Origin of the sequence: Shimia marina (assembly GCF_001458175.1) — a bacterium.
In the GTDB taxonomy this organism is placed as follows: domain Bacteria; phylum Pseudomonadota; class Alphaproteobacteria; order Rhodobacterales; family Rhodobacteraceae; genus Shimia; species Shimia marina.
Genome location: NZ_CYPW01000015.1, coordinates 22,267 through 44,280, shown reverse-complemented (window position 1 = coordinate 44,280; position 22,014 = coordinate 22,267). Strand labels below are relative to the sequence as shown.

Annotated in this window: 19 protein-coding genes and 1 riboswitch; of the genes, 3 read left to right on the top strand and 16 right to left on the bottom strand. The window is 53.7% G+C overall.

The features are described 5' to 3' along the window. Positions 1-232 precede the first annotated feature (232 nt). A complete protein-coding gene (locus SHM7688_RS08020) occupies positions 233-937 on the top strand; it encodes an NAD(P)H-dependent oxidoreductase (protein WP_058239426.1) in 705 nt (234 codons plus the stop codon). Positions 938-982: 45 nt separating this feature from the next. Here SHM7688_RS08020 and SHM7688_RS08015 read toward each other — a convergent pair whose 3' ends face one another. After that, positions 983-1,888, bottom strand: a complete 906-nt coding sequence (locus SHM7688_RS08015) for a LysR family transcriptional regulator (protein WP_058239425.1) — start codon at positions 1,886-1,888, stop codon at positions 983-985. Positions 1,889-1,989: 101 nt separating this feature from the next. Further along, positions 1,990-2,457: a DUF1036 domain-containing protein gene (locus SHM7688_RS08010; RefSeq protein ID WP_058239424.1), complete on the bottom strand. Its 468-nt coding sequence runs from the start codon at positions 2,455-2,457 to the stop codon at positions 1,990-1,992. 302 nt (positions 2,458-2,759) lie between these two features. On the opposite strand from SHM7688_RS08010, the gene SHM7688_RS08000 reads away from it, so the two are divergent. Beyond that, entirely contained in the window at positions 2,760-4,418 is a 1,659-nt protein-coding gene (locus tag SHM7688_RS08000; RefSeq protein ID WP_058239422.1) for a thiamine pyrophosphate-binding protein, read from the top strand. 182 nt (positions 4,419-4,600) lie between these two features. Here the strand turns inward: SHM7688_RS08000 and SHM7688_RS07995 are convergent, their stop codons facing one another. From SHM7688_RS07995 to SHM7688_RS07965, 7 genes are all read right to left on the bottom strand, one after another. After that, on the bottom strand, positions 4,601-4,903 hold the full coding sequence (locus SHM7688_RS07995; protein ID WP_058239421.1) for a hypothetical protein: 303 nt from the start codon (positions 4,901-4,903) through the stop codon (positions 4,601-4,603). Positions 4,904-5,022: 119 nt separating this feature from the next. Next, a riboswitch (cobalamin riboswitch) is annotated at positions 5,023-5,222 on the bottom strand. A 234-nt stretch (positions 5,223-5,456) separates the two neighbouring features. After that, the gene (locus SHM7688_RS07990; protein ID WP_058239420.1) at positions 5,457-6,974 is read right to left on the bottom strand and encodes a sulfatase-like hydrolase/transferase; all 1,518 of its coding nucleotides are present in this window, start codon (positions 6,972-6,974) and stop codon (positions 5,457-5,459) included. Positions 6,975-6,978: 4 nt separating this feature from the next. Then, the gene (locus tag SHM7688_RS07985; protein ID WP_158500680.1) at positions 6,979-8,640 is read right to left on the bottom strand and encodes an ABC transporter ATP-binding protein; all 1,662 of its coding nucleotides are present in this window, start codon (positions 8,638-8,640) and stop codon (positions 6,979-6,981) included. Further along, positions 8,640-9,779 (bottom strand): ABC transporter permease, encoded by a 1,140-nt coding sequence (locus SHM7688_RS07980; protein WP_058239418.1) that lies wholly within the window; start codon positions 9,777-9,779, stop codon positions 8,640-8,642. Before SHM7688_RS07980 ends, SHM7688_RS07985 begins: the two co-directional genes overlap by 1 nt. Further along, on the bottom strand, positions 9,779-10,783 hold the full coding sequence (locus SHM7688_RS07975; protein ID WP_058239417.1) for an ABC transporter permease: 1,005 nt from the start codon (positions 10,781-10,783) through the stop codon (positions 9,779-9,781). The genes SHM7688_RS07980 and SHM7688_RS07975 overlap by 1 nt, the downstream gene beginning before the upstream one ends. Positions 10,784-10,850: 67 nt before the next feature. Then, on the bottom strand, positions 10,851-12,881 hold the full coding sequence (locus SHM7688_RS07970) for an ABC transporter substrate-binding protein (RefSeq protein ID WP_058239416.1): 2,031 nt from the start codon (positions 12,879-12,881) through the stop codon (positions 10,851-10,853). A 410-nt stretch (positions 12,882-13,291) separates the two neighbouring features. Then, entirely contained in the window at positions 13,292-14,071 is a 780-nt protein-coding gene (locus tag SHM7688_RS07965) for an inositol monophosphatase family protein (RefSeq protein WP_158500679.1), read from the bottom strand. 255 nt (positions 14,072-14,326) lie between these two features. Between SHM7688_RS07965 and SHM7688_RS07960 the strand changes: the two genes are divergently transcribed. Next, complete coding sequence (locus tag SHM7688_RS07960; RefSeq protein WP_058239414.1) at positions 14,327-14,863, top strand: 2'-5' RNA ligase family protein; 537 nt, start codon at positions 14,327-14,329, stop codon at positions 14,861-14,863. On the opposite strand, the gene SHM7688_RS07955 is transcribed toward SHM7688_RS07960, so the two are convergent. From SHM7688_RS07955 to SHM7688_RS07925, 7 genes are all read right to left on the bottom strand, one after another. Further along, entirely contained in the window at positions 14,860-15,909 is a 1,050-nt protein-coding gene (locus SHM7688_RS07955) for a LacI family DNA-binding transcriptional regulator (RefSeq protein ID WP_144432524.1), read from the bottom strand. The two genes, SHM7688_RS07960 and SHM7688_RS07955, sit on opposite strands and share 4 nt — an antisense overlap. A 415-nt stretch (positions 15,910-16,324) precedes the next feature. Next, positions 16,325-16,891 (bottom strand): hypothetical protein, encoded by a 567-nt coding sequence (locus SHM7688_RS07950; RefSeq protein WP_058239412.1) that lies wholly within the window; start codon positions 16,889-16,891, stop codon positions 16,325-16,327. A gap of 75 nt (positions 16,892-16,966) precedes the next feature. Then, positions 16,967-19,048 (bottom strand): methyl-accepting chemotaxis protein, encoded by a 2,082-nt coding sequence (locus SHM7688_RS07945; RefSeq protein ID WP_058239411.1) that lies wholly within the window; start codon positions 19,046-19,048, stop codon positions 16,967-16,969. A 64-nt stretch (positions 19,049-19,112) separates the two neighbouring features. Further along, positions 19,113-20,324 carry a PAS domain-containing protein gene (locus SHM7688_RS07940; protein WP_058239410.1) on the bottom strand — a complete coding sequence of 404 codons (1,212 nt, stop codon included), beginning with the start codon at positions 20,322-20,324 and terminating at the stop codon, positions 19,113-19,115. Positions 20,325-20,360: 36 nt separating this feature from the next. After that, positions 20,361-20,705: a DUF8776 family protein gene (locus SHM7688_RS07935; protein WP_058239409.1), complete on the bottom strand. Its 345-nt coding sequence runs from the start codon at positions 20,703-20,705 to the stop codon at positions 20,361-20,363. A 25-nt stretch (positions 20,706-20,730) separates the two neighbouring features. Then, positions 20,731-21,117, bottom strand: a complete 387-nt coding sequence (locus SHM7688_RS07930; protein ID WP_058239408.1) for a response regulator — start codon at positions 21,115-21,117, stop codon at positions 20,731-20,733. Beyond that, positions 21,114-22,013 (bottom strand): CheR family methyltransferase, encoded by a 900-nt coding sequence (locus SHM7688_RS07925; RefSeq protein WP_188128140.1) that lies wholly within the window; start codon positions 22,011-22,013, stop codon positions 21,114-21,116. Before SHM7688_RS07925 ends, SHM7688_RS07930 begins: the two co-directional genes overlap by 4 nt. Between the last annotated feature and the right edge of the window lies 1 nt (position 22,014).

Genomic DNA, 22,014 nt, shown 5'->3' with positions numbered 1-22,014 from the left:
GTTCGTCCGAAAATCTGCGTTTCATTGTCCATCCTTTGCTTGGACGGATTACTAACATCTCAATGGCCCGATTTCAGGGGGCTGGGTCAATTGCAAAGCTAACTTCCGCCTCTCCACCTCCCCCCCAACGACATTATCTGCCAAACCCGAATTCTGAATCCCCTCTTGGCGCTCTAACTCCTGTCGCGCATCCGACTTAGGTCTGCTGCATCAGTTAGTCAGAGTGAGCGACATGAAAGACATTCCCTCCCCCTCCGCCGTACAGAGCCAGATCCTTGACGCCTTCAACTTCCGGCACGCCTGCAAAGTGTTTGACCCAAGCCGCAGCATCTCGCCGGCTGAGTTTGACACCATTTTAGAGGCCGCGCGCCTGTCGCCGACCTCCTTTGGCCACGAACCCTTCAAGATCCTGATGATCCAATCCCCCGAGAAACGCGCCCTCTTCCGCGATTTCGCCTGGGGCGCAAACGGCGCCTTCAATGGCACTGACGGGCAAATCGGCACTGCCAGCCATTTTGCCATCCTGCTGGCCAACACCGCCACCTCCATGACCGCAGGCTCCGACCACCTCATGACGTTCTACCGCGAGGTGAAGCAGCTCCCCGAAGAGGTCATCGCCTTCCTCACCGACGCCTACGGCAAGTTTCAGCAGACCGACCACAAAGTCACCAGTGACCGCGAGATCACCGACTGGTCCGGCAAGCAGGCCTATATCGTGCTGGCCAATATGATGACCACCGCCGCGCTGATGGGAATCGACTCCTGCCCGATCGAAGGCTTTGACATGGACAAGACCATCGCCGTCCTCAAAGACAACTTTGGCATTGATCCCAAAGACTACAAACCTGCGGTCATGGTGGCCTTCGGCTATCGCGCAAATGACCCCGAATTTGGCAAGACCCGCCGCAGCATGGACGACACTGTCAGCTGGTTCTGAACCAAGGCGGGCGCGGGGGGATCCTCCCTGCGCCCTTCTCCGCATCTACGCCTTCCACGCTGGCGCTTTGCCAATTTCCTCAATCAGGAAATCCATGAACACCCGCACTTTGGCAGAGAGCTCATTGCTCTTGGGGTAAATCAGCCAGAGCACTGCCCCATCGTCCACGTCATACTCCGGCAACACCCGCACCAGCGCGCCAGATTGCAGCTCCTTGTGCACATTCCACACCGCGCTGAAGGCAATCCCCGCCCCCGCCACCGTGGCAATCTTGTGACTGGCCCCATCATCCACAATCAACCGATTGCGCGCGAGACCTGGGTCAAACCGCCCCTCAGCCCCGTTGCGCCCGCGCAGTTGTTTCACCTCCTGCCCGGCAAAGCCAACCAGATCATGCCCCGCCAGTTCCTCCGGCGTCTGTGGCGTGCCGCGTCTTTCCAGATATGAGGGAGCCGCACAGAGGATGCGGTGATCCTCCGCCAATTTACGCCCCTTCAGACTGGTGTCCTCAAGCGCAGAATTGCGGATTGCGAGATCAAAACTGCCCTCAATCAGATCGTACACCAGATCAGACAGTCGCATATCGAGGGTAATCTCCGGATACCGCGCCAAAAATTTATGCACGATCGGCGCAATATAGAGCTGCGCAAATGTACTGGGCGCGGTGAATCGCAACACCCCTTTGGGTGTCTCCTCTCCCCGCCCCAGCGCTGACAGACCGGCCTCCTCCTGCGCCAGCATCTCACGCGCATAAGGCAAGAACGCCGCGCCCTGCTGCGAGAGGGAAACCTTGCGCGTGGAGCGATGCAACAGATCCGCGCCCAGCGCATGTTCCAGCTTGGCAAGCCGCGCACTGGCCACAGCGGGGGCCAGCCCAAGTTTACGTCCTGCCGCACTGATATTGAGCTTATCCGCCGCAAGCACAAAGAGGCGCAGACTATCTGTATCCATAAGGCCCTCACTTGATCACCAAAGCGTTGCGACACTAAGTGGGGGCTGACAGGCAATCCTGCAACGCAAAAGCGCCGATCCTCGCGGATCAGCGCGCGTACTCACTCCAGAGTGAGGGTGTAATGTGGGCGCTCAGAGGTGATTTCCTTTACGCCAAATTCGACCAGCTCCTCGTCATCATCACAGGTATAATCGTCATAAAGTACCCGCTCAAACCTATATTCTGGGACGCAGAGTTCCGTCTCTGCGTTGCCGCTCCAGTAGTACCCATCATCATCTTCCGCATAGTAATAAAGATAGCTGTTGGAATACTGGCCAAAATTGCCCTCAAAAAGTGTGGAGCAATCGCCCGTTTCAATATTGCGCCAGCCAAATAGGGTCCGATACTCATCGGTGTCGTTCACCCGCCAGGCATAGGCCACATAGATCTTTGAGCCGGATTCATTGCAAATCGTGGCGGAGTAATCATCGTGTCGCCCGCTTGCGCTGTCTCGATCACTGGCAACCCCGGCAGTCGGCAAAAGCAATACCGCCACCACAGCCAGCTGTGTGACCCATTTCAAACCCATGTTCAAAAATCTCCCCAGTGCTGCCCCAACACAATACGTCGCGGCCTTTCAGTCCATGTGTTTTTCTAAAATGACAGCACCGCATCGCGCAACCAAAAGTAATATCAACGCAATTTTCGGAAAAACCTTCCGCCTTTCCAACGCGGCCCTCATTCCGCATGGCAAGGCGTCTGTCTGGAGCAGAGGGCGCATGTCGCGCGCTCCTTCTTTTTCACAAAGTGCCGCAAGGGCATTTTTAAATCGCAGCTCTTGTAACCCGCCAAACGCCCGCCATAACATCCGCGCGAATGACCAAAAGGGGAATGACCGTGCAAGGTTCAAAACACGGCGGCAAAGTGCTGGTAGACGCACTGGAACGACAAGGCATCAAACGCGTCTTCAGCGTGCCCGGCGAGAGCTTTCTGGCCGCATTGGATGGCCTTTATGATGCGGGGATCGAAAACATCGTCACCCGTCAGGAAGGTGGCGCCACGATGATGGCCGATGCCCACGGCAAACTCACCGGGGAACCCGGCGTGGCTTTTGTGACACGTGGTCCCGGTGCCACCAATGCCTCCTCCGGCGTGCACGTGGCGTTTCAGGACAGCACGCCAATGATCCTCTTCATTGGTCAGGTTGCAAGCGATCAACGGGATCGCGAGGCCTTCCAAGAAGTCGACTACCGCGCCATGTTTGGTCCCTTGGCCAAATGGGTGGCCGAAATTGACCGTGTGGATCGCATCCCCGAATATGTCGCACGCGCCTATCGCACCGCCATGTCCGGTCGTCCCGGCCCTGTTGTGCTCGCCCTCCCCGAAGACATGCTGTCCTCCCCCTGTGACGCCACCGTTGCGCCTGCGGCCACGCTGCCGTCTGCCAAGGCCCATGACGACGACGTCGATCAGGTTCTGTCTCTGATGCAAGCCGCGCAGAACCCTCTGGTGCTGCTGGGCGGCGGCCGCTGGACAACAGAGGCCGCACAAGCTGTCGGCACGCTTGCCGAAAAACTGGATCTGCCCGTCGCTGCAACCTTCCGCTGTCAGGACTATCTGGACAATCGCCACGCCAACTACGTGGGCGATGTGGGCATTGGCATCAATCCTCAACTCGCCGAGCGGGTGCGGAACGCAGATTATATCTTCTGCCTTGGCGCGCGTCTGGGCGAAATGACCACAAGCGGCTACACGCTGCTGTCCGCCCCAACCCCGATGCAGAAACTTGTGCATGTGCATGCTGATGCCAATGAACTGGGGCGGGTCTACCATCCCACCCATGCCGTCGCCGCCGATGCGGGCGTGTTTGCGGCCCAGCTTGCCGCCCGCGTCGCCGATCAGCCTGCCATCGCGCCCAGCGCCCGTGTGACCGAAGCCCGCGCCGACTACGAAGCCTGGCAACAGCCGGTGGAGACCCCCGGTGCGCTCAAGATGGAAAATGTCATCCACCACCTCAACGAGGTGCTGCCCGATGATGCCATTCTCACCAATGGCGCGGGCAACTACGCCGCATGGCTCCATCGCTACTATCGCTATCGCGATTTCGGCACCCAGCTTGCGCCGACGTGCGGCTCTATGGGCTACGGTCTGCCCGCCGCTGTTGCCGCCAAGCTGGAACGCCCTGAGCAGGAAGTCATCTGCCTTGCTGGCGATGGCTGTTTTCAGATGACCATGCAGGAATTTGGTGTGGCTTGCGAACAGGGCGCCAATCTGATCGTGCTGATCTCCAACAACGGCATGTATGGCACCATTCGTCTGCACCAGCAGAAGAAGTTCCCCAAACGGCCCAGCGGCACCACTGTGTTCAACCCCAACTTTGCACAGCTGGCCCAAAGCTACGGTGCCTTTGGCGCGGCTGCAGAAACAGACGCGGAATTCCGCGATGCGCTGGCGCAAGCGCGCGCGGCCAACAGCCCCGCCATCATCGAGCTGCGTATTGATCCCAAGGCACTCGGTCCGATGGCCCAGCTCGAAGAGCTTGACAGCTGAATGAAACATTTCGGCGAGGCGGCGTGAATTGTCTTAACGCCGCCCCGCTGATTTTTCGGGCCCCCAAAAGCACCTCCGCGATACCGACGGGAAACCGACGCAATACCGACGTGCCATTTGGACCGTGAGAAAAGTTAAAACAGCCCCAGATGTGGCGCGGCGCCCCCGACCGGGGCAGCGCATTACACCATCCGACGCCGCGCTTTTGCGCCGCCACGACGTCTGCGCTCAGGCATATCCAAAGACAGAACCTGCAGAGGGTTCTGAAGCGACTCCCGCAGCAGCGCACAGAACGCCTGCACCGCCGGATCGGTATCTTCAAAGGCTTCCGCCATCTCCAAAGCCCGCTCCGCTTCTTTCGGATAGCCGACATTCCGAGGCAATCCAGCCAGCCACTGCAAATAGCCCAAAGTGCCGAGCTCTTCCGCTCGTCTTGGGGATTCTGTACGTGTTTGCAACGTATTAAGTGTGCGTTCCAACAGCATAGCGCCCTCCGCGCATGCAGCGTGCCATAAAGAACAGCGATGTCATCGGCCCAGTTGGATCCATCACGATGTCTCTGCTGCCCAAGGCACCCCGCCTGGGTTTGAGTGACTGCGACGCGGGAACCGCGCCGGAGATGGCAGGTCTCCTGACTTACGGGTCATCACGCTCTTGAACCTTCCCAGGCAGAGGCCCAGTGGTATTCTTCAAGTACGCTCACCGCTTACAGTTGCGGGGGCAGTCGTGGACTTGAGCTCTCGCTCGCACCACGTTCCCTTTTCAGCCACTCCAAAAAGCAGCACCATCAAACCCCTTCTGCCACGCCATCTCTAACAGGTCCAGAAAAACTCCTTACACCTGCAGAATTTCCGAAAATCCCAGCCAGCCTCACCAACGCAATCACTTGATAATGATTGATATTTTACACCAAACAAGGTCTTTTCCACGCGTAGCTTTACCGGATCAAACAGAGGTCGAAAGGCGCTCCAAACCATCGTCTGAGAGCCGTGAGTCGGCACAAAACAACCGCCGACTCAAACTGATTTTGATCGAACCCTAGGTGCCAAAAAGGTCCGTCGCTCCATTATCGGACAGGCGCAGATTGCAAAGGGTCTGCTCATTGGCGCGCATGCGATCAACAATCAAAGCCTCAGCTTCTTTCAAGCGCAAATCGATATAATCCTGATCATTCAATACGTTACGCATACAGCCCGGATCTTGCCTTCGATCAAAAAGAAGATCAGGCGCATTAGGGCATCGCACTTGCAAAGCCTCCGCGCCAAGACGTGCAAGCAAGTGAGAGCCCCGAGCATAGTCGCGCGGCTCGACGCCCTCAGGTGCAGGCCAGTTGGACCGGAAATCAAACTCCCAGAACACAGCCTCCCGTGACGGCGCACCCGCATTCTGCAGTTGCGGCATCAGGCTGCGTCCATCCAGTGAATTTCTGGGCTCAACGCCCCACAACTCAAGCAAGGTAGGCATCAGATCAATAGCCGACGTCAACCCTTCACAGACCTGGCCAGCTGGCGCACCTGGAAGCCGCATAACCAAGGGAATATGCTGGCTTTCCGGGAAAAATCCACCCTTACCCAAAAGCCCATGATCTCCCATCATCTCACCATGATCAGAGGTTAAGATGAAAAGCGTATTGTCCCAAACACCCAGCTCTTTCAGGCGGTCCATCAAACGGCCGATTTGTGCATCCACCTCGGAGATCAAGCCATAATAGACCGCCCGAATGCGCCTGAAATCTGCTTCCGTCAACTCGTCCAGCGCCGCTTCTGCGCCCGGGACATAGTCAGAGACCCGAATGTTGCGTTTCAAGAGCGAGATCACTGGATGGTGGGCCAATTCCTCTTCCTGTTCCGCAAACCCTGCCCCCTCTTCTGGCGCATACATCGTATTGTAGGGTGCAGGCGCTCCAAATGGGGGATGTGGATGGATCAGAGACAAATGCGCAAACCATGGCTGATCAGACGGCTGCTCTTCTACCCACTCAATCAAACGCCCTGTCAAATAAGCCGTTTGACTGTGCTCCGCCGCAAAGCCCGTCGGTGCGGTTGAAATGCGCTCTCCCTCTTGCGCTGTCAGGCGGTAGGGGTCTTCAGTCACCTCAGGGCCATAGCCCAGTGATTTTAGCCAGCGACGCCAAGGCGCTGCATTGCCCACAAGTTCCTGCTCCACTTCGAAACCGGGCAAGATGCCCTCATAGGTTTTCAACGCAGGATCTTCTGGAGCATGGCTGCGCGGATCTGCAGAAATATCCGTATAGCCAAAAAGGGTTGGCCGATAACCCGCCCGCCGCGCCGCGCGTGCCATATTGTCAAAACGATGCGCCAAAGGGGAGCCATTGGCCACCCCGCGATTGTTCATCTGCCACAGCCCGGTATACATCGCCGCACGGGCTGGAGAACATGGCGCGGCGGCGGAATAGTGCTGCAGAAATGCAGTGCCTTCTGCGGCCAAGGCATCCGTATGCGGCGTTTTCACCACACCGTGCCCAGCAAGGCCAAGGCAATCTCCCCGCCATTGATCGGCAGTGATGAACAGAACATTGAGTTTTTTTTCAGTCATCGTTTTATCCAGCTCTCAGCACTGGGGCAGCAGCCAGCAATGCCTTGGTATAATCCCGCTGTGGATTTCGAAACAATTCAGGTGTTGGCGCACTTTCAACCACCTTACCCTGCTGCATGACCACAGTATGGTCACAGAGATTGGCCACAACCGCCAGATCATGGCTGATAAAGAGGATCGTAAGACCCAGCTCTTTCTGTAATGATTTCAACAGGTCAAGGATCTCAGCTTGAATAGACACATCCAGCGCCGCGACAGCTTCATCCGCAATGATGAACTTGGGGCGTGAAACGAGCGCGCGTGCGATAGCGATCCGCTGACGCTGCCCGCCTGAGAAGGCATGCGGGAAGCGGCGTAAGTGCTCTACATCCAGTTTGCACAGTCTGGCGATTTCTTTGACCCTTTCATTGGTCTCAGACCGGTTTTTGGTCAACTTCATCATCTCCAGCGGCTCAGCGATGATATCGCGCACGGTCATACGTGGTGAAAGTGCAGCGTAGGGATCCTGGAAGATAAGCTGCGCGCGGCTGCGGTAGTCTTTGAGCTCCGCCTTTTTCAACGACCCAATATCGTAGCGCACATCCCCATCGTCATAAGTGACCGAGCCGCTCGCGAAGTTATTGATCTTCAGCATAGAACGGCCAGCCGTGGTCTTTCCCGATCCACTTTCGCCAACCAATCCAAAAAAGCTGCCTTTGGGAATATCAAAGGAGACTTTATCCACCGCCGTAAAATAGGTGTGACGCCCAAGCAAAGACTTTCCAATTGAGAATTGGATGGTCAGATCTTTCACCGACACGATCGGCTTGTCAGTGTCACCTTCGGTTTTAACAGGTTTGGCCGGAGCGTTGAGAATGCTCTCATCAATGCGGGGCACTGCCGCGAGAAGACGTTTGGTATAGGCGTGTTGTGGTGCTCGGATCACCTCATCAACTGTACCTTGCTCTAGAATTTTTCCTTTCTGCATCACTGCAACGCGGTCTGCGATTTCTGAAATCACGGCAAGATCATGAGTGATGAAAATAACACCCATCCCGAATTCGGCGATCAGCTCTTTCATCAGTTTCAGAACCTGCGCCTGAATGGTAACATCAAGCGCTGTTGTGGGTTCATCCGCAATCAGAAGTTTGGGCCGCGTGGACAAAGCCGTCGCAATCATGGCCCTCTGGCGCATACCGCCTGACAGCTCAAACGCATATTGATCAATACGTTTTTCCGGCATCGTGATGCCAACCCGATCCAGCATATCGATCGAGAGCTCTCGCGCCTCAGGATAGCTCATGCCGCGATGCAACATCAGCTGTTCGGTCATCTGCTTACCAATGGTCAAGGCAGGCGCAAAGCTGGCAATAGGCTCCTGAAAGATCATCGAAATCAGATCACCACGCACTTTGCGGAGCTGCTGATTGCCTTTCAATGAGAGGATATCCACCGGCCCGCCATCCGAATTGATGACCATTGATGATCCTTCAGAGAAGCGCGCATAATTTGGGTTCAGGCGCATCAAGGAACGGCCCGTCACCGACTTGCCGGAACCGGATTCACCAACCAGCCCCAGAACCTCGCCCGGAGCGACATCAAATGACACGCCAGAAACCGCTTCGACGGTGCGATCATGGGTTTCAAAGGCAACATTCAGGTCACGAACAGAAAGCAGCTTTTCCATCATTTCGGCTCCGAATAGGGGTCAGCAGCATCACGCAAGCCATCACCGACAAAGACAAAGGCCAACACCAGCCCAATGAAAAATGGCACAGGGATGAAATACCACTGATAGTTCAACAGCACGTCCACGCGTGTCACATTTTGAAGCATGACACCAAGAGAGTTGACCGGATCTTTCAAACCCAAACCAATAAAGCTCAGCGCAGTTTCACTCAGCACCATGTAGGGGAAGGAGATCACCAGATCGACGATGATGTAACTTGTAAAACTGGGCAGAAGATGGCGGCGAATGATCTGTGCCGCCGAGGCACCGCTCAATTGCGCGGCCAGCACATATTCCGCGTTACGCTCCGCAAGAACATGGGTTCTGATGCGCCGGGCCAGCGTGGACCATCCCAGCAGGCCAAGCAGCATTGAAATAAAAAAGAAACGCTCCTCCGCGGACCATTCCTGCGGCACAAAAGCGGCCATGGCCATAAACAATGGAATGGTTGGCACAGCTTTCACCGTATCCATGAGCGCTTGCAGGATCGTATCAACCCAGCCTCCGAAATACCCGGCAGCACCCCCAATGACCAGCGCAAGAACAAACGAAATCAGAACCCCAATCGTGCCCACGGCAAGGCTGACACCGATGGAGTGCAGCAACCGCGAGAAGATATCCTTACCACCAGAATCCGTACCAAAAACATGCATGAACCCGTCTTCGACACCAAAGAGATGGCGATCCATGGAAAGCCCTAGAAACTTGTAGTCCCAGCCCGATGGGAAAAACACAACATAGTTACGTTCCTCAGTCGGGCGGGTCACCCATCGGAAATTGGTATCCGCACCACGATAGCGCTCCACTTTATGAATGAAAGGCCGGATAGAGCACCCCGCTGCATCGCAAAACTGTGGAATTTGCGGAGCTCCATTCACGTAATCCGCGTTCCGCCCCGCTGCATTAGGCTCATAAGGTGAGAGAAACGGGGCAAAGACACCGCATAGAATGAACGCAATGAGAATGGCCAAAGCCACGACAGCGGACCGTTTGCGTCGGAAACGCTCCCAGATCAGCGTGTATTGACCTGCCGTATAATAGCTTTCATCGCGCTCGACATCTTTGTCGGCGGCCGGGGCTTTAGAGAAAAGTGCCATCAGAAGAACCCCTTTCTTACGCGCGGATCAAAGAGGGCCAAGAAGATGTCCGTCACAAAGTTGAAAATCACGATGGTGGCCGTCAATGCCATGATGATGGCTCCAGCCAATTGCTGATCATTGGATTTCGCCAACGCATCCAACAACAACGCACCCGCATCCGTCAGAACCAAGACGGCCGCGACGATAGGCAGATCATTAAAGATACGGTTCAAATCGTACCCAACCGAATTGATCACAGGACCAAGTGCATGGCGGGAGGGGTATCTCCACAATAATCCCCAGCCAGATTGCCCCCTCGCTCGCGCTGCCGTCACATAAAGCTTGTCTTTTTCGTCAGAGACCAGAGCCCGCACTGTCTGCATCTGAATGGCCGTCGCAGACCATGCCAAAATAACGATCGGCAACCACGCGCGGCTCATCATGTCGGCAAATTTCGCAAATGACCAAGGGGCGTCACGATACGCATCACTGAACAAACCCGTCATGGTTTCGCCAAAGTAGATTGTCGAAAACAGCATGACGCAGAGCGCCAGCAGGAAGTTTGGAAGAGCCAGTCCCATGTAGCTGAAAATACGCAGAGAGCTGTCAAACCAGCCATCGCGCAAATTCGCAGAGATGATGCCAACGGGTACAGAAATTGCATAGGTCAGCAGCAAAGCAACAAATGACAAACCAAGCGAAATGAGCAGTTTATCCCCAATCAGCTGTGTCACATCCACACGCCACAAACAGCTTTCACCCAAATCAAACCGCAAGAAGATGTCTGTCACCCAATTGGCCCAACGGATCACATAAGGCTGGTCGAGCCCCATGCGGATTTCTTCCGCCAAGATGTCTTCGGCCGTGATTTTCAGGCCCTGAGTGTCTTTATATGCGAGAAACCGTTCGGCACAGTTGCCTGGCACAAGTTCCATCAAGGTGAAAACCAGAAACGAAACCAGCAGCATTGTGGTGAATGCTGCAAAGAAACGTGTGGTGATGTATCGTAAAAACGCTGACATGAGCCCTCAGCCTAATAAGAAGCCCGGCCAGCGGTCACCGGCCGGGCAATTGCTTTAAGTACGGATCTTATTCGTCCAGCCACCACTGATCTGGGTGGTAGGGGTGCGCACGGTAGTAGTCGTAGGACCAAGTCTTGAACTCATCAAAGTTCTTCAACTTGTTGGACCGATAGACCAGGTTCTGTGTCTGAACCGTGCCGATATATTGCATATTCGCAAGTTGCAGATCGATGATCTTGGAACCCAACTCGTTATATGCGTCGCTGCCTGGGGTTGTGGCCTGCCATTCGCGGGCCAGCTCAGCAAGTTCTGCCACCCATGCTGGTGGCTCTACGCCCTCTGCACCATTGGTGGTTTCATAGCGTTCCCACAACATGCCGTTACGCTGATGGAAGAAGGATCCAAATGGAACCACCAGACGGTCAATATTACCCTGCATTGTTGCCGCAGGACGGCCATTGCGCCATACAGTTACATCAAGTTCGTTCGCAGACTGAGCGGCGCGATATTCATCAGAGGTCACTTCCTTGATCGCGGTCTGAATACCGGCATCGCTCCAGTACTGAGCAACCGCTTCGACAGTTTCAACAGAGGTCCCCTGAGTGGAGAACTGGATATTGACGGTCAGTTTGGCGCCAGAGGGCAGTTCACGATAGCCGTCGCCATCGGTATCAGCCAGACCAAGTCCATCAAGCAATTCAGATGCCTTGGCAGGATCGAACTGAGTTGCAAAATTAATTTGCTCTTCAGTGGCAAACTCAGGTGCAGGATCAAAAGAAATATACTGCGAAGGTTTGCCCAGCCCCAACTGAGCCAGTTCGTTCAGCTCATCACGATTGATCGCGTGGCTCATGGCCAGATTGAAATCCTGAGACGCGAACACCGCGCGCTTCTCTTCATCTTCGTGAGTATGATTGAAACCGAAGGTCTCAAACGTGATCTGAGGACGCAGGATCACAGTGTAGTTCCCACCATCCTGACCGTCGAGCAGTGCAGGCGCTTGTGGCAGAAGGTTAGATTGAGACTTGTAGTCTGCTTCACCGTTGAGCAACTTGAGCAAACGCACTTCAGCATCAGGGATATACTGCTCATAGATCTCATTGACATATGGCAGCTGCTGACCCGCGGTATCAACAACGTGATAGTAAGGGTTCGCAACAACGCGACGTGTCTCTGTTGTGTCTTCGACCACGATGTGGCTTTCCAGAGTTGGCACAACCGCCGCTGGCAAAGACGCAATTTTACTGGCGTCCTTCAGGTATGGGGACGGCACGTCTTTCCAGTCAGAGCCACCATAGTAGAAAGCGATAACCTCGTAGCCGTTTTCGAAACCGGCTTCTTTGGCCAGTTTATCAGCGTCTTGGTTGATGGCCGGATGATACTGCCCAAGGAAATGCTTGGGCTGGAAAGGCTGACCATAATACTGAGAAATCGCGGCCAGAAAGCCCGGGTTTGGTGCCGCAAAGGTGAACTTGAAGGTCTGTTCATCGATAATCTCGATGCCCATTGGCTCACCGCCAGCCTGCCAGACGTCTTTGATGGAGCCAACGACGTTTTCGTCTTTGGTCATATTCTCCAGCCAGAACTCCACATCCGCAGAAGTGAACGGCGCACCGTCGGACCACTTATGTCCCTTACGAAGAGTGAAAGTGATAGCTGTAAAATCGTCATTCCACTCAAACGATTTTGCGACATTGGGCTTCACTGTCAGCAGGTCGCTGTCAAAGCGGGTCAGGCTTGCATGACGCAGAGACAGAAGATCGGATGTACCTGACTCAGTCGCGTTAGAATAACCATCGATAACGCCACCATATTTACCAACAGAAGCGAAAGGCAGAACAACCAAGGGCTCTTGCGGCAAGCGATCGGCCACAGACGGCAGCTCAGGGTTGCCTACGATACGCGCATTCAACTCTGCGATCGCCGGGTTTTCACTAAAAGACAGATCACAGTTCGCTGCCGCTTCAAAAGCGCCGAGCTCAAACTGCTTTGGGTACGCCCCTTCCAGGCCCTGAGTGTCGGCAACTGTAATCGCCGGGCACTCGGCGAATGCCGCGGTCCCAAGCGCGATGAGGCTGACGGTAAGTAGCGGTCTCATAGGGTTTATTCCTCCGTTGAGCATGAATTTATTTTGATTTCATCTTCGAATTTGAACCGGCGCTCTGAAAGCAAACACCCCCTTCAAAAACTTCATAGACAAGACATGGCACCAAAAACCATGCAATCGTGTGCATATAAAATTCATGAGGCATGTTTTTCTCATCTAAGAAGAGAGCTATTCGTTCGAGTTCACGGGCAGCGTATAGCGACGAAAGCTAACGTTTTTGTGACAAACATCGCAGTGGAAAACCTTCTTTAATTTCAATACAAAAGCCCCGCCCTCCCTAACCAGCCACACAGAAAGCGGTTCTCAGCCCTTCTAAAAACCTCAGCAAAACGACACCTCATGGCCAAAGACTTCGCCATTTCAGGCATAGATAATTGCGTAATGCTCACCATGCTTCTCCACTAACCCGAAATCATGACGTCAAATACCCGCTCAACCTCAGGGCAAACTCCGGGCGCCGCGACACAAACAGGCCCTCCCTGGGCTACGAGCTCAGCAAAATTAGGCGCATGGACAATGGCCCCCGCCTCCCTTGCTACCAGCAGACCAGCGGCCACATCCCAAGGATTGAGATGCGCCTCAATGTACCCCTCCGCTCGTGCCATACACACCTGAAGCAAACTCACCGCGGCGGAACCAACACGACGGTACTCCATTCCCAATTCCAAAGTACGCTCTACACCGCGCAGATAAGACTTCCGGCCCGCACGCTCTGAACGCCCCAAAAGAAGCAATGCATGCGCAGCTTCGCCGCAACCAGACACCACAAGGGAGCCTTCCTTGCAATATGCACCGACCCCACGCTCAGCCCAGACCGAAATACCCAATGCAGGCGCAACGATAGCACCACACGCCAAGCCCTTTTGATCCGCAAAAGCAATGGACACAGCCCAATCCTCCAAGCCGTGAAGGTAATTGGTCGTGCCATCAATTGGATCAATAATCCAAAGTCCGACCCCATCACCGGTTGCTCCACCTTCCTCGCCAAGCACCGCTTCTTCAGGAAACACCTCAGCAATGCGATTGCGAATAAACCGCTCAGTTGCGAGATCCGCATCAGATACAAAGTCCTGCGGACCCTTTGACTGAATCGAGCTCCGTTTCAAATCTCGACGCAGACCAAGAGCGAGCTCACCTGCTTCATGCGCAATAGCGACCAGCTCGCGACACCGAGATGACAAGTCAGATACTTCCTCCCGCAAAAGCGACGCCACCATCTACACCCCCAGAGGCCAAGGTTGAGAACACGAACCAACGCCAGATCCGGCCAAAAGAAACATCTCGCACCCTCCATTTATGATCAGGTGATCACGTGATCACTGTTGCCTCTTAAAAAATCCAAATCAACAAAAAATCTAAGTTGATTTCATTTTTTTTTGCAAATACGACATGTGATCACGTGATCATATCGACTCTTAGGCATTTTTCAAACCCCCATGAACACCTCAGCCGATCTATTTTCTTTGTGGCTACTCCTGCCACCTGACGTTTCGAAACGCCTGCGCCAACACATAAATCGCCTTAGCGAACTCGCCGATAGCCCGCGCTTCGAACCCCACATCACCATCGCCTCAGACCTCACCTGGGAAGACTGCCTTGAAATTGAACACAAGGCATCGATCCTGAACTGCACACAGGAAGATACACTTAGATTTGACAGGATCGCTTGGGGAGAGCGCTACTTTCAGTCAATTTATCTGCCTGTTCGCCTTCCCGCCCCAATTGCGGCCCTACGCGAAGAAGCTTTCGCCAAGCGGGACGTACAACCAGATTTCCCACCACACATAAGTGTCGCATACGGCGCAAAAAAGTCACCCGAACTGGGGGCTCCCATCGCAGAGATAGAAGACGAGTTTAGCGGGTTGCAGACCGCCATTGGCAGCTTTGCACTGGTAGCATCCTCGGAGAACCGCCCGATTTCGCAATGGAAAATCCTACGCACAACAAGCGCGCGCATTCACAACCCAGACTAGTGCGTATTTCGCAAGATGATTTCCGGCTTGATTGCAACATGCCGAGACGGCGCCTCAGGATTGGCCAGACGTTCCGTAAGCAGCTCCATAACCCCTTCGACAGTTGAAGAAATAGGGTTCGCAATAGTTGTCAGCTGAAAATCCGGCCATTGCGCCATAGGGATATCATCGAACCCGATGATGGAAACGTCGTCCGGCACGGCAACCCCAAAGCGCGCGCGGACAGCAGAAAGCACCCCCAAAGCAAGGGCATCGTTGGAGCAAAAAATGCCATCAGGCCTTACACCGGCCCCAAAAAGCTCTTCGGCTGCACCTTCCCCCCCTGGAAAACTAAAATCACTATGCACCACGCGCACCGGTGACAATCCATGCGCCCCCAAAGCGCCCAAGAACCCACCGAAACGCTCCTTTTCGGAAACGAGGTGTTTTGGCCCGCCAACATAGGCAATTCGCCGGCGCCCCCTATCATGCAGACATTTGACGGCGAGCCCGACACCGAGCGAATTCTCGCAGCACACGGAATCGCCGACGCTACGATCATCCGGACGCGCGCCTGACAAAATCAGGGGTATCCCCAATCTACCGCACTGCTCCGACAGTGCAGAATCCAGACTTCCAGCACGCAAAATCATAGCCTCAAGAGGGTACGCCAAAACATCCAGAACATGTGACTGTAACAAATCATCGTCCCCTCCACTTAAAACCACAGGCCACTTTCCATTGCTCGAAAGGCGCTCCACAAGCCCACTAACAATTTGAGCATCGTAAAAGTTTGAGAGGTTTCCAGAAACAATTCCGATCAGCTTGGTATTTTGCCCCTTTAAACTCGCGGCGAGGGCATTAGGCCGATACCCAAGTTCATTGGCTACGGCCACGATTTTGGCACGCTTTGCCTCAGAAAGATAAGTACCTTCGCGAAAGCATCGCGACACCGCATGCCTAGACACGCCAGCCCTGTCAGCAACATCCTGCGCTGTAACCCGCTTACCCTTCATATCCTCGCCGTAGTATTGAAAGTTAACTTGAGTAGGCAAAGATCGCAACAAATCCGCACATGCCCATACTCACCACAATTTGTGATAACTTGAAATGTCTCTAAAGTACAAATGTGTATGCAGATCCGTTATCCGGAATCATTGCCGCCAATTCTTCTGTCATGACCGCTTCCTCACGAAACGCGACAGACGATTGACCAAGCGTCCATAGCGCTAAGTCCTAAAAGGCAGCTTCCCAGCCTAATGCGGCATCAACAAAACCTGGCTTTAGCTCCCTTCACTTGGGATTGTCGCCAGAATAGAATGGCCTCCATCTTGCAGCCCCCTACTGGCAAACAATACCAACTAAGTGACAAACTGCGCAGAAAACTTCAATCTCTGACTTGCCTTGTGTTTTGCCCACTCCAGAGGCGGAGTTCTAAAACCGCAAATGACACAAGCATCACTGATTGGGCGCCTGACATTACTAGAACAATTGTACATCGCCAATGCTGCTGTCCATCTTTGGCTTTCGCGCAACCGGTTTGGGGACGGAATCTTCTTCTAGGATGCGGGTGTCCTTCATGAAGCGGCGTTGAATTCGGCCACCAACCGGCCAGAAACGAAGGTTGCGACCGCGTTGTCCACCAAGACAACAATCAACCAGTTCAAAGCCTTCGTTTCTGACAAACCAAGTCGCGAACTCTGCGTTTTTTGTGCCGATGTCGATCCGGCTGTTGAACATTTTTGCGCCACCAAGAAGCTTAACACGCAGCCGATCCCTACTGGCCCCGGCTTGGATCAGCCCGTTCACGAGAAGCTCCATAGCATGCACACCATGACTCATCGCGCCCGCACTACTGTCATCATTCCCCGGTAGCAGGAAGTGGTTCATGCCTCCCACCCCAGCGAATTCATCCCACATGCAGGCCGCAACGCAGGATCCGAGAATTGTTGTCATCACCAATTGATCGTCATTGGAGACTTTAACGTCACCCTGCAAAAGAGCTTGAACTTGGTACCCTTTGATCGCTTCTGCTTCACTTAGGCTCATAGCGCGTTCCGTTTTTTGGTTGATTTTCGTTGAGATGACACAATCGCATCATGAGATGCGTGACTAAATTGGATGTCAAAAGTCCTCCCAATTCTCGTCTGCCACAACACGTTCGATCGGGCGTTTTTTCTGTTGTAGCTGCGTCTGTCGGTGCGCCTCAATGCTTGCCACTGGAACATCCTCTTGATCAGTGTTTATCTTTTTTGCCCGGGCATGCGGATCGGGATTACTGGCACACTTCGCGACGCCCTTATCAACTGATTTCTTTTTGCCGCACTTACTGACCTTTGCGTCCTGCTTAGCGTCTGCATCCCACTCCTGCTCGATGGCTGTACGTTCCGCGTCAGCTACAACAGAACACATGTCTGCTGCCGGAGACTGTGTTGCGGATCTAATGTGCCTAACTGATTTTTGTGGTGCCAGCCCATCAACAGCCGCTGGCGCTAGTTGAAAGACTTTCAACAGATCAGCCATGCCTACAGCTTCTTCGACGAGATTGCGGCTCGCCGCGGATGATTCTTCGATAATGGCCGCGCTGCGTTGTGTAACGCGATCAAGCTCGGTCACACTCTCTTTGATTTCGCGCAGATTGTCTGCTTGATCACGCGATCCCGTTGCAATCAGGGCAACCAGTTCCGAAGCTTGCGTTACACCTGTAATAATCTCCTGAAGAGAGGCGCCGGCTTTGTTCACCAACTCGCTTCCTTGTATGACTTGCTCTCCGGAGCGCATAATGAGCTCTTTGATTTCACTTGCTGAATCTGAAGCGCGCTGAGCAAGAGCGCGGACTTCAGAAGCAACAACCGCGAAGCCGCGACCCGCCTCACCCGCACGCGCAGCTTCTACACCGGCATTCAAAGCCAAAAGGTTTGTTTGAAAGGCGATATCATCAATCACGCCAGTGATGGCAGCGATTTGCTCAGAGCTCTCTTCAATATTACGCATAGCCTTAACTGTCAGTTCAACAACTTCTCCACCAGCCTGCGCCTGCTTGTGGTTCTGCATGATCCTCGCGCGGGCCTCTGCGGCGTTTTCTGCCGTTGTCTCCACGGAAGAACTCAAGCTTTCAATCGCTGCCGCGGACTCCTCTAGAGTAACAGCCTGCGCTTCTGAGCGTTTGGACTGACCTATGATGTTGTCGGAAATGTCTCGTGCGCTAGATTTTACAGATTCTGCTGCTTGCGTGGCGCCGGAAAGGACCCTCTGCAGATTGGCAAGAACATCGTTGAAATCCTCACAGACCCGAAGATAGTCTTGATCAAGACTCGAGAACTCTTTGATATCAATAGGTTTATCAACACGGCCACCTGCAATCTCCGCGAGGCCCGCCCCCAAACGATCAAATAGCCGCATGCGTGCTTGATCTTCGGCAGCACGCAGATCACGTTCTTCTTCGTCTTTCGTAAGGCGGTCGCGAACATGAAGGAGGCTTGTTGCTATTTTGCCGACCTCATCTTTTCTCTCAATAAATGAAATCTCTGATTGATAGTCGTGTTCTGCGAGTCTTTCCAACTCACGACCAATTTGCAGGACTGGGCGCGTGACCATGCGACCGATCAGAAGGATCATCAAGCCAATGCCAAAAACCGTTGCGATTGAACTGACAATCAAACTTTTGAAGGCATCTCCCGCCGCTAGGGCCTGCGCAGGGGACAGATCCCAAGCTATGAGAAAGAAACCAACAGGTTTGGAGCTGCTTGTCGATTTTATCGGGGAAGCCGCAACCACCACTTCGGAAGTGATCAAAGAAGCCTGTGCCTCTCCTCGTTCTAGGAGTTCCTGCGCTTCAGCCATTGTAGCTGCGACTGAAGGCGCACGCCCTTCTGTAGCATCGAAGGCAGACAGGTTGCCTTCACTCACATGTATGACATCAATCGCGACAATACTTGGATCCTCTTCCAACACGGATTCGTAAATTGCCGAGACTCGTGTGCTGTCCAAAAACTTGGTAGGCGCACCGAGCTGGCTTGCCACCAAATCAGAAATCAAACCAGAGTTCTGTACCAGTACTGCTTCCAGCGACGCCCTTTTGTTCGCCACTTGTAAATTGTAGCTAACAATCAAAGCAAAGATGGCGATCAGCGCCACGGCTCCGGCTAGTTTCGCCTGAATGCCAAGGCTCGTCATGAAAGTGCGAAATCGTGCGAACACAATCATCTGGTCTTCCCGTTCAGTGATTTGTCCGATCGCAAAAGCGGATCAAGACGTACAAAACAAAGATTTAGAGCGAAGCACCTTTCTGTGTGATCTGAGACGATTTGGCCGAAAGCTCTGCAAGATGACGGTCGGTGTTGTCGTGAAAGTTTTCCAAACGCGCAATGATACCGTCGAGGCCGCTGTCTACATCACGCATACGACCGCTTTCGACTTTGCAGAGCAACTTCACCACATCCAGCCCATTAATACGACGCCGCAAGCTGCGACAGATATCTGGGATTGATTTGCCAACAGATGCGATTTCAATCAAACGCGTGCGGCTGAGTTGTTGCAGCCTCTCATTGTGATCTTCCAGTAAACGCAGACCTTCTGCAGCCATACTAGCATCTATTGTCGCATCGCTTCTAGCTTGCTTCAGCAACTGTGCCATTTGAAGCGCCGCTCGGCCATGGCCCACAGCATCAGACATCTGGCGCAATGCCCCGGATTCAGGATCATGCAAACGCCCTACTAGCCCATGCATCTCCTTGGCCATAGCGTCGTAGTTCTGGGAAATAGTACCGAGAGCTGCGCCAGCGCCCTCAAGACGTCCGGCCAGGATCCGCAAGTTCACGGGTTCACCGCGAACGCGGGCAAAACCCTGCTCAATACTGTTCACAAGATTTTGCATATCACATACGAGGCCGGCCAAGTCATCCATTAAAGCGAAAGATGTAACATGCTCGGCGTCAACAATGTTTCGGAGTTTAAATTCCTCGTTCAAGATGCTGTATCCGTAGCTCTTAATGTCATCGTAGCCCATCTCTTGGAGCCTTTCGGTCAAGAGCGTTGCGCTGTGCTCGGGTGTCATGCCCGACGCTTCTTCTTTCAAGAGATCCGCATATACAGCTTTGGTTGCCTCAAATAACTCCGAACCCGGGCGAATACGGGCGGATAGATAGCCGTTTTCTGTATGTGTGATCACAGCTAGAACCCAGTAGTAACCGCCAGATTTCGTCTTGTTTTTGACATAGGCGCAAACCGGTTTGCCTGCCTTCAAATGATCCCACAAAAGATAGAAGACTCCCTTAGGAGTGTCCGGGTGACGAACGAGTTTATGGGGCGCGCCGAGAAGTTCGTCACTTGTGAAACCAGAGACCTCACAAAACCGCGGGCTTGCGAAACCAATCACACCACGTTGATCCGTTGCAGAGGTTAGAATTTGTTCAATGGGGAAGCGCACCTCGTTAGACGCAGTATCTGCCCCGGAGCTTGCGATCTTGGTCATGGCGTTCATTTTGACATTCCAGTTTTGACTGATGAGTTGTTAGGCTCAGAAGAGGTTAACGGTGCCCGCGTCGGGGGACATGTCTGCGGCTTTGTCGCGGCTACACAAGCGCGACTTTAGGTAGTCCAGCCGCACACTGTTTTTCAGATCCTTCACGCTCAAATCAGGCCCGGAACCAATCATTTTGGACATGCTGGTCAACAGCACAGCGATGTCGTCGAGATGCTGAAAGAGCGCATCAACCCGCTGCAGATCGCGAATTTTAGTTTGGTCAATGCCAGACAAATCCAACTCGCAAGTAAGGTTGTCCAAAGCATGAGCAATAGACGCCAAGTCCGCCACGTCTTCCGCGATCGTGGAAAGGACATCTGCTGTGGTGCGTGTTGTCATGTGAAATCCCTCTCATGTGCCCCCATCACAGGGGGCCCACGACCTTCTCGATACAAGCTTTCAATTGGGCCGTTTGGAAAGGCTTCTTGATGAAGTTATTCATACCCAACTTCACACCCTTGTTGATAGTATCCGGATCTGCACGACCCGTTATCAAAATAAAGCCAGTGCGAGCGGTAGCTTTGTTGGTACGAATACCCTCCAAAAGCTGCAGACCGTCCATGCCGGGCATATTGAAGTCTGACAGAATCAGGTGCACAGGCTTGGACGCCAGACTGCGCCATGCAGTGGCGCCGTCATTTTCTGTACGGTAGTTGGTGATCCCGATTTCATCGAGCGCCTGTGTAATGAGACCACGGCTGGTGGACATGTCATCTACGACCAGGATATGCAGCTTATCTTTCAAGCTCATTGTATGTTCCCCATGTGCAAAGTTGCATTGGATTTATTATTTCCAACGCGAGAGGTGTCTGTTGAAAAAACGCCTCGCCCAACCATTGTGAATAGTTCGGCATGTTCAGGGCCAATCCCCTCGGAATGGCCTATGAAGAGGAGTCCGTTCTGGCAAAGCTGCTCGCCAAACCTTTGCCAAAGCCGACTCTGGGTCGGCGCATCAAAGTAGATCGCAACATTGCGACACATAATGATGTCAAACTTGCCCGTGAACGGCCACTCGCCGTGCAAATTCAAGCGCCGGAAGCTGATCAGATCACGCACTTTGTCGTTCACTGAACGCCGCTCTCCAGACCTATCCACAGGCATGAAGTACTTGTCTCCCTGACCGTTGGGGAGCGTACCCGTGGATGACGCTGGATAGACACCGCGTTTGGCAGTGGCCAAAATTTCGGTATCAATGTCGGTCGCCAAGATTTTGACGTCCAAATCACCGGCCTCAGGACAGGCATCCAATACGTTGAATGCCAAGCCATAAGGCTCCTCACCGCTGGAACATCCTGCAGACCAAATACGAACCCGTTTGCCTTTACGGGCCTGGTTCATAAGGTCAGGTAAGATGTCGTTGGCGAGCTGTTCAAAATGATGCCCTTCGCGATTGAAGCGCGTCATATTGGTTGTATACGCGCTTACAAACCGCGTTTTCTCATCCTGCCCTTGAGCCGAAAGCATGTAGTCGATGTAACCATCGACGGTGTCATAACCAGTGGCGCGCAAGCGCTTTGAAAGCCGGGATGCAACCATCGTGCGCTTGTGCGGTTGTAGGTCTATGCCCATCATCTCCCGCACCAGCCCGGCAATGCGGGCAAAGTCCGCATCACTGATTGAGCCTTCTTCAAGTATATGCTGCGCCATC

Coding starts and splice junctions, on each gene's coding strand:
- SHM7688_RS08020 (WP_058239426.1), top strand. CDS start 233: ATGAAAGACATTCCCTCCCCCTCCGCCGTACAGAGCCAGATCCTTGAC.
- SHM7688_RS08015 (WP_058239425.1), bottom strand. CDS start 1,888: ATGGATACAGATAGTCTGCGCCTCTTTGTGCTTGCGGCGGATAAGCTC.
- SHM7688_RS08010 (WP_058239424.1), bottom strand. CDS start 2,457: ATGGGTTTGAAATGGGTCACACAGCTGGCTGTGGTGGCGGTATTGCTT.
- SHM7688_RS08000 (WP_058239422.1), top strand. CDS start 2,760: ATGACCGTGCAAGGTTCAAAACACGGCGGCAAAGTGCTGGTAGACGCA.
- SHM7688_RS07995 (WP_058239421.1), bottom strand. CDS start 4,903: ATGCTGTTGGAACGCACACTTAATACGTTGCAAACACGTACAGAATCC.
- SHM7688_RS07990 (WP_058239420.1), bottom strand. CDS start 6,974: ATGACTGAAAAAAAACTCAATGTTCTGTTCATCACTGCCGATCAATGG.
- SHM7688_RS07985 (WP_158500680.1), bottom strand. CDS start 8,640: ATGGAAAAGCTGCTTTCTGTTCGTGACCTGAATGTTGCCTTTGAAACC.
- SHM7688_RS07980 (WP_058239418.1), bottom strand. CDS start 9,779: ATGGCACTTTTCTCTAAAGCCCCGGCCGCCGACAAAGATGTCGAGCGC.
- SHM7688_RS07975 (WP_058239417.1), bottom strand. CDS start 10,783: ATGTCAGCGTTTTTACGATACATCACCACACGTTTCTTTGCAGCATTC.
- SHM7688_RS07970 (WP_058239416.1), bottom strand. CDS start 12,881: ATGAGACCGCTACTTACCGTCAGCCTCATCGCGCTTGGGACCGCGGCA.
- SHM7688_RS07960 (WP_058239414.1), top strand. CDS start 14,327: ATGAACACCTCAGCCGATCTATTTTCTTTGTGGCTACTCCTGCCACCT.
- SHM7688_RS07950 (WP_058239412.1), bottom strand. CDS start 16,891: ATGAGCCTAAGTGAAGCAGAAGCGATCAAAGGGTACCAAGTTCAAGCT.
- SHM7688_RS07945 (WP_058239411.1), bottom strand. CDS start 19,048: ATGATTGTGTTCGCACGATTTCGCACTTTCATGACGAGCCTTGGCATT.
- SHM7688_RS07940 (WP_058239410.1), bottom strand. CDS start 20,324: ATGAACGCCATGACCAAGATCGCAAGCTCCGGGGCAGATACTGCGTCT.
- SHM7688_RS07935 (WP_058239409.1), bottom strand. CDS start 20,705: ATGACAACACGCACCACAGCAGATGTCCTTTCCACGATCGCGGAAGAC.
- SHM7688_RS07930 (WP_058239408.1), bottom strand. CDS start 21,117: ATGAGCTTGAAAGATAAGCTGCATATCCTGGTCGTAGATGACATGTCC.
- SHM7688_RS07925 (WP_188128140.1), bottom strand. CDS start 22,013: ATGGCGCAGCATATACTTGAAGAAGGCTCAATCAGTGATGCGGACTTT.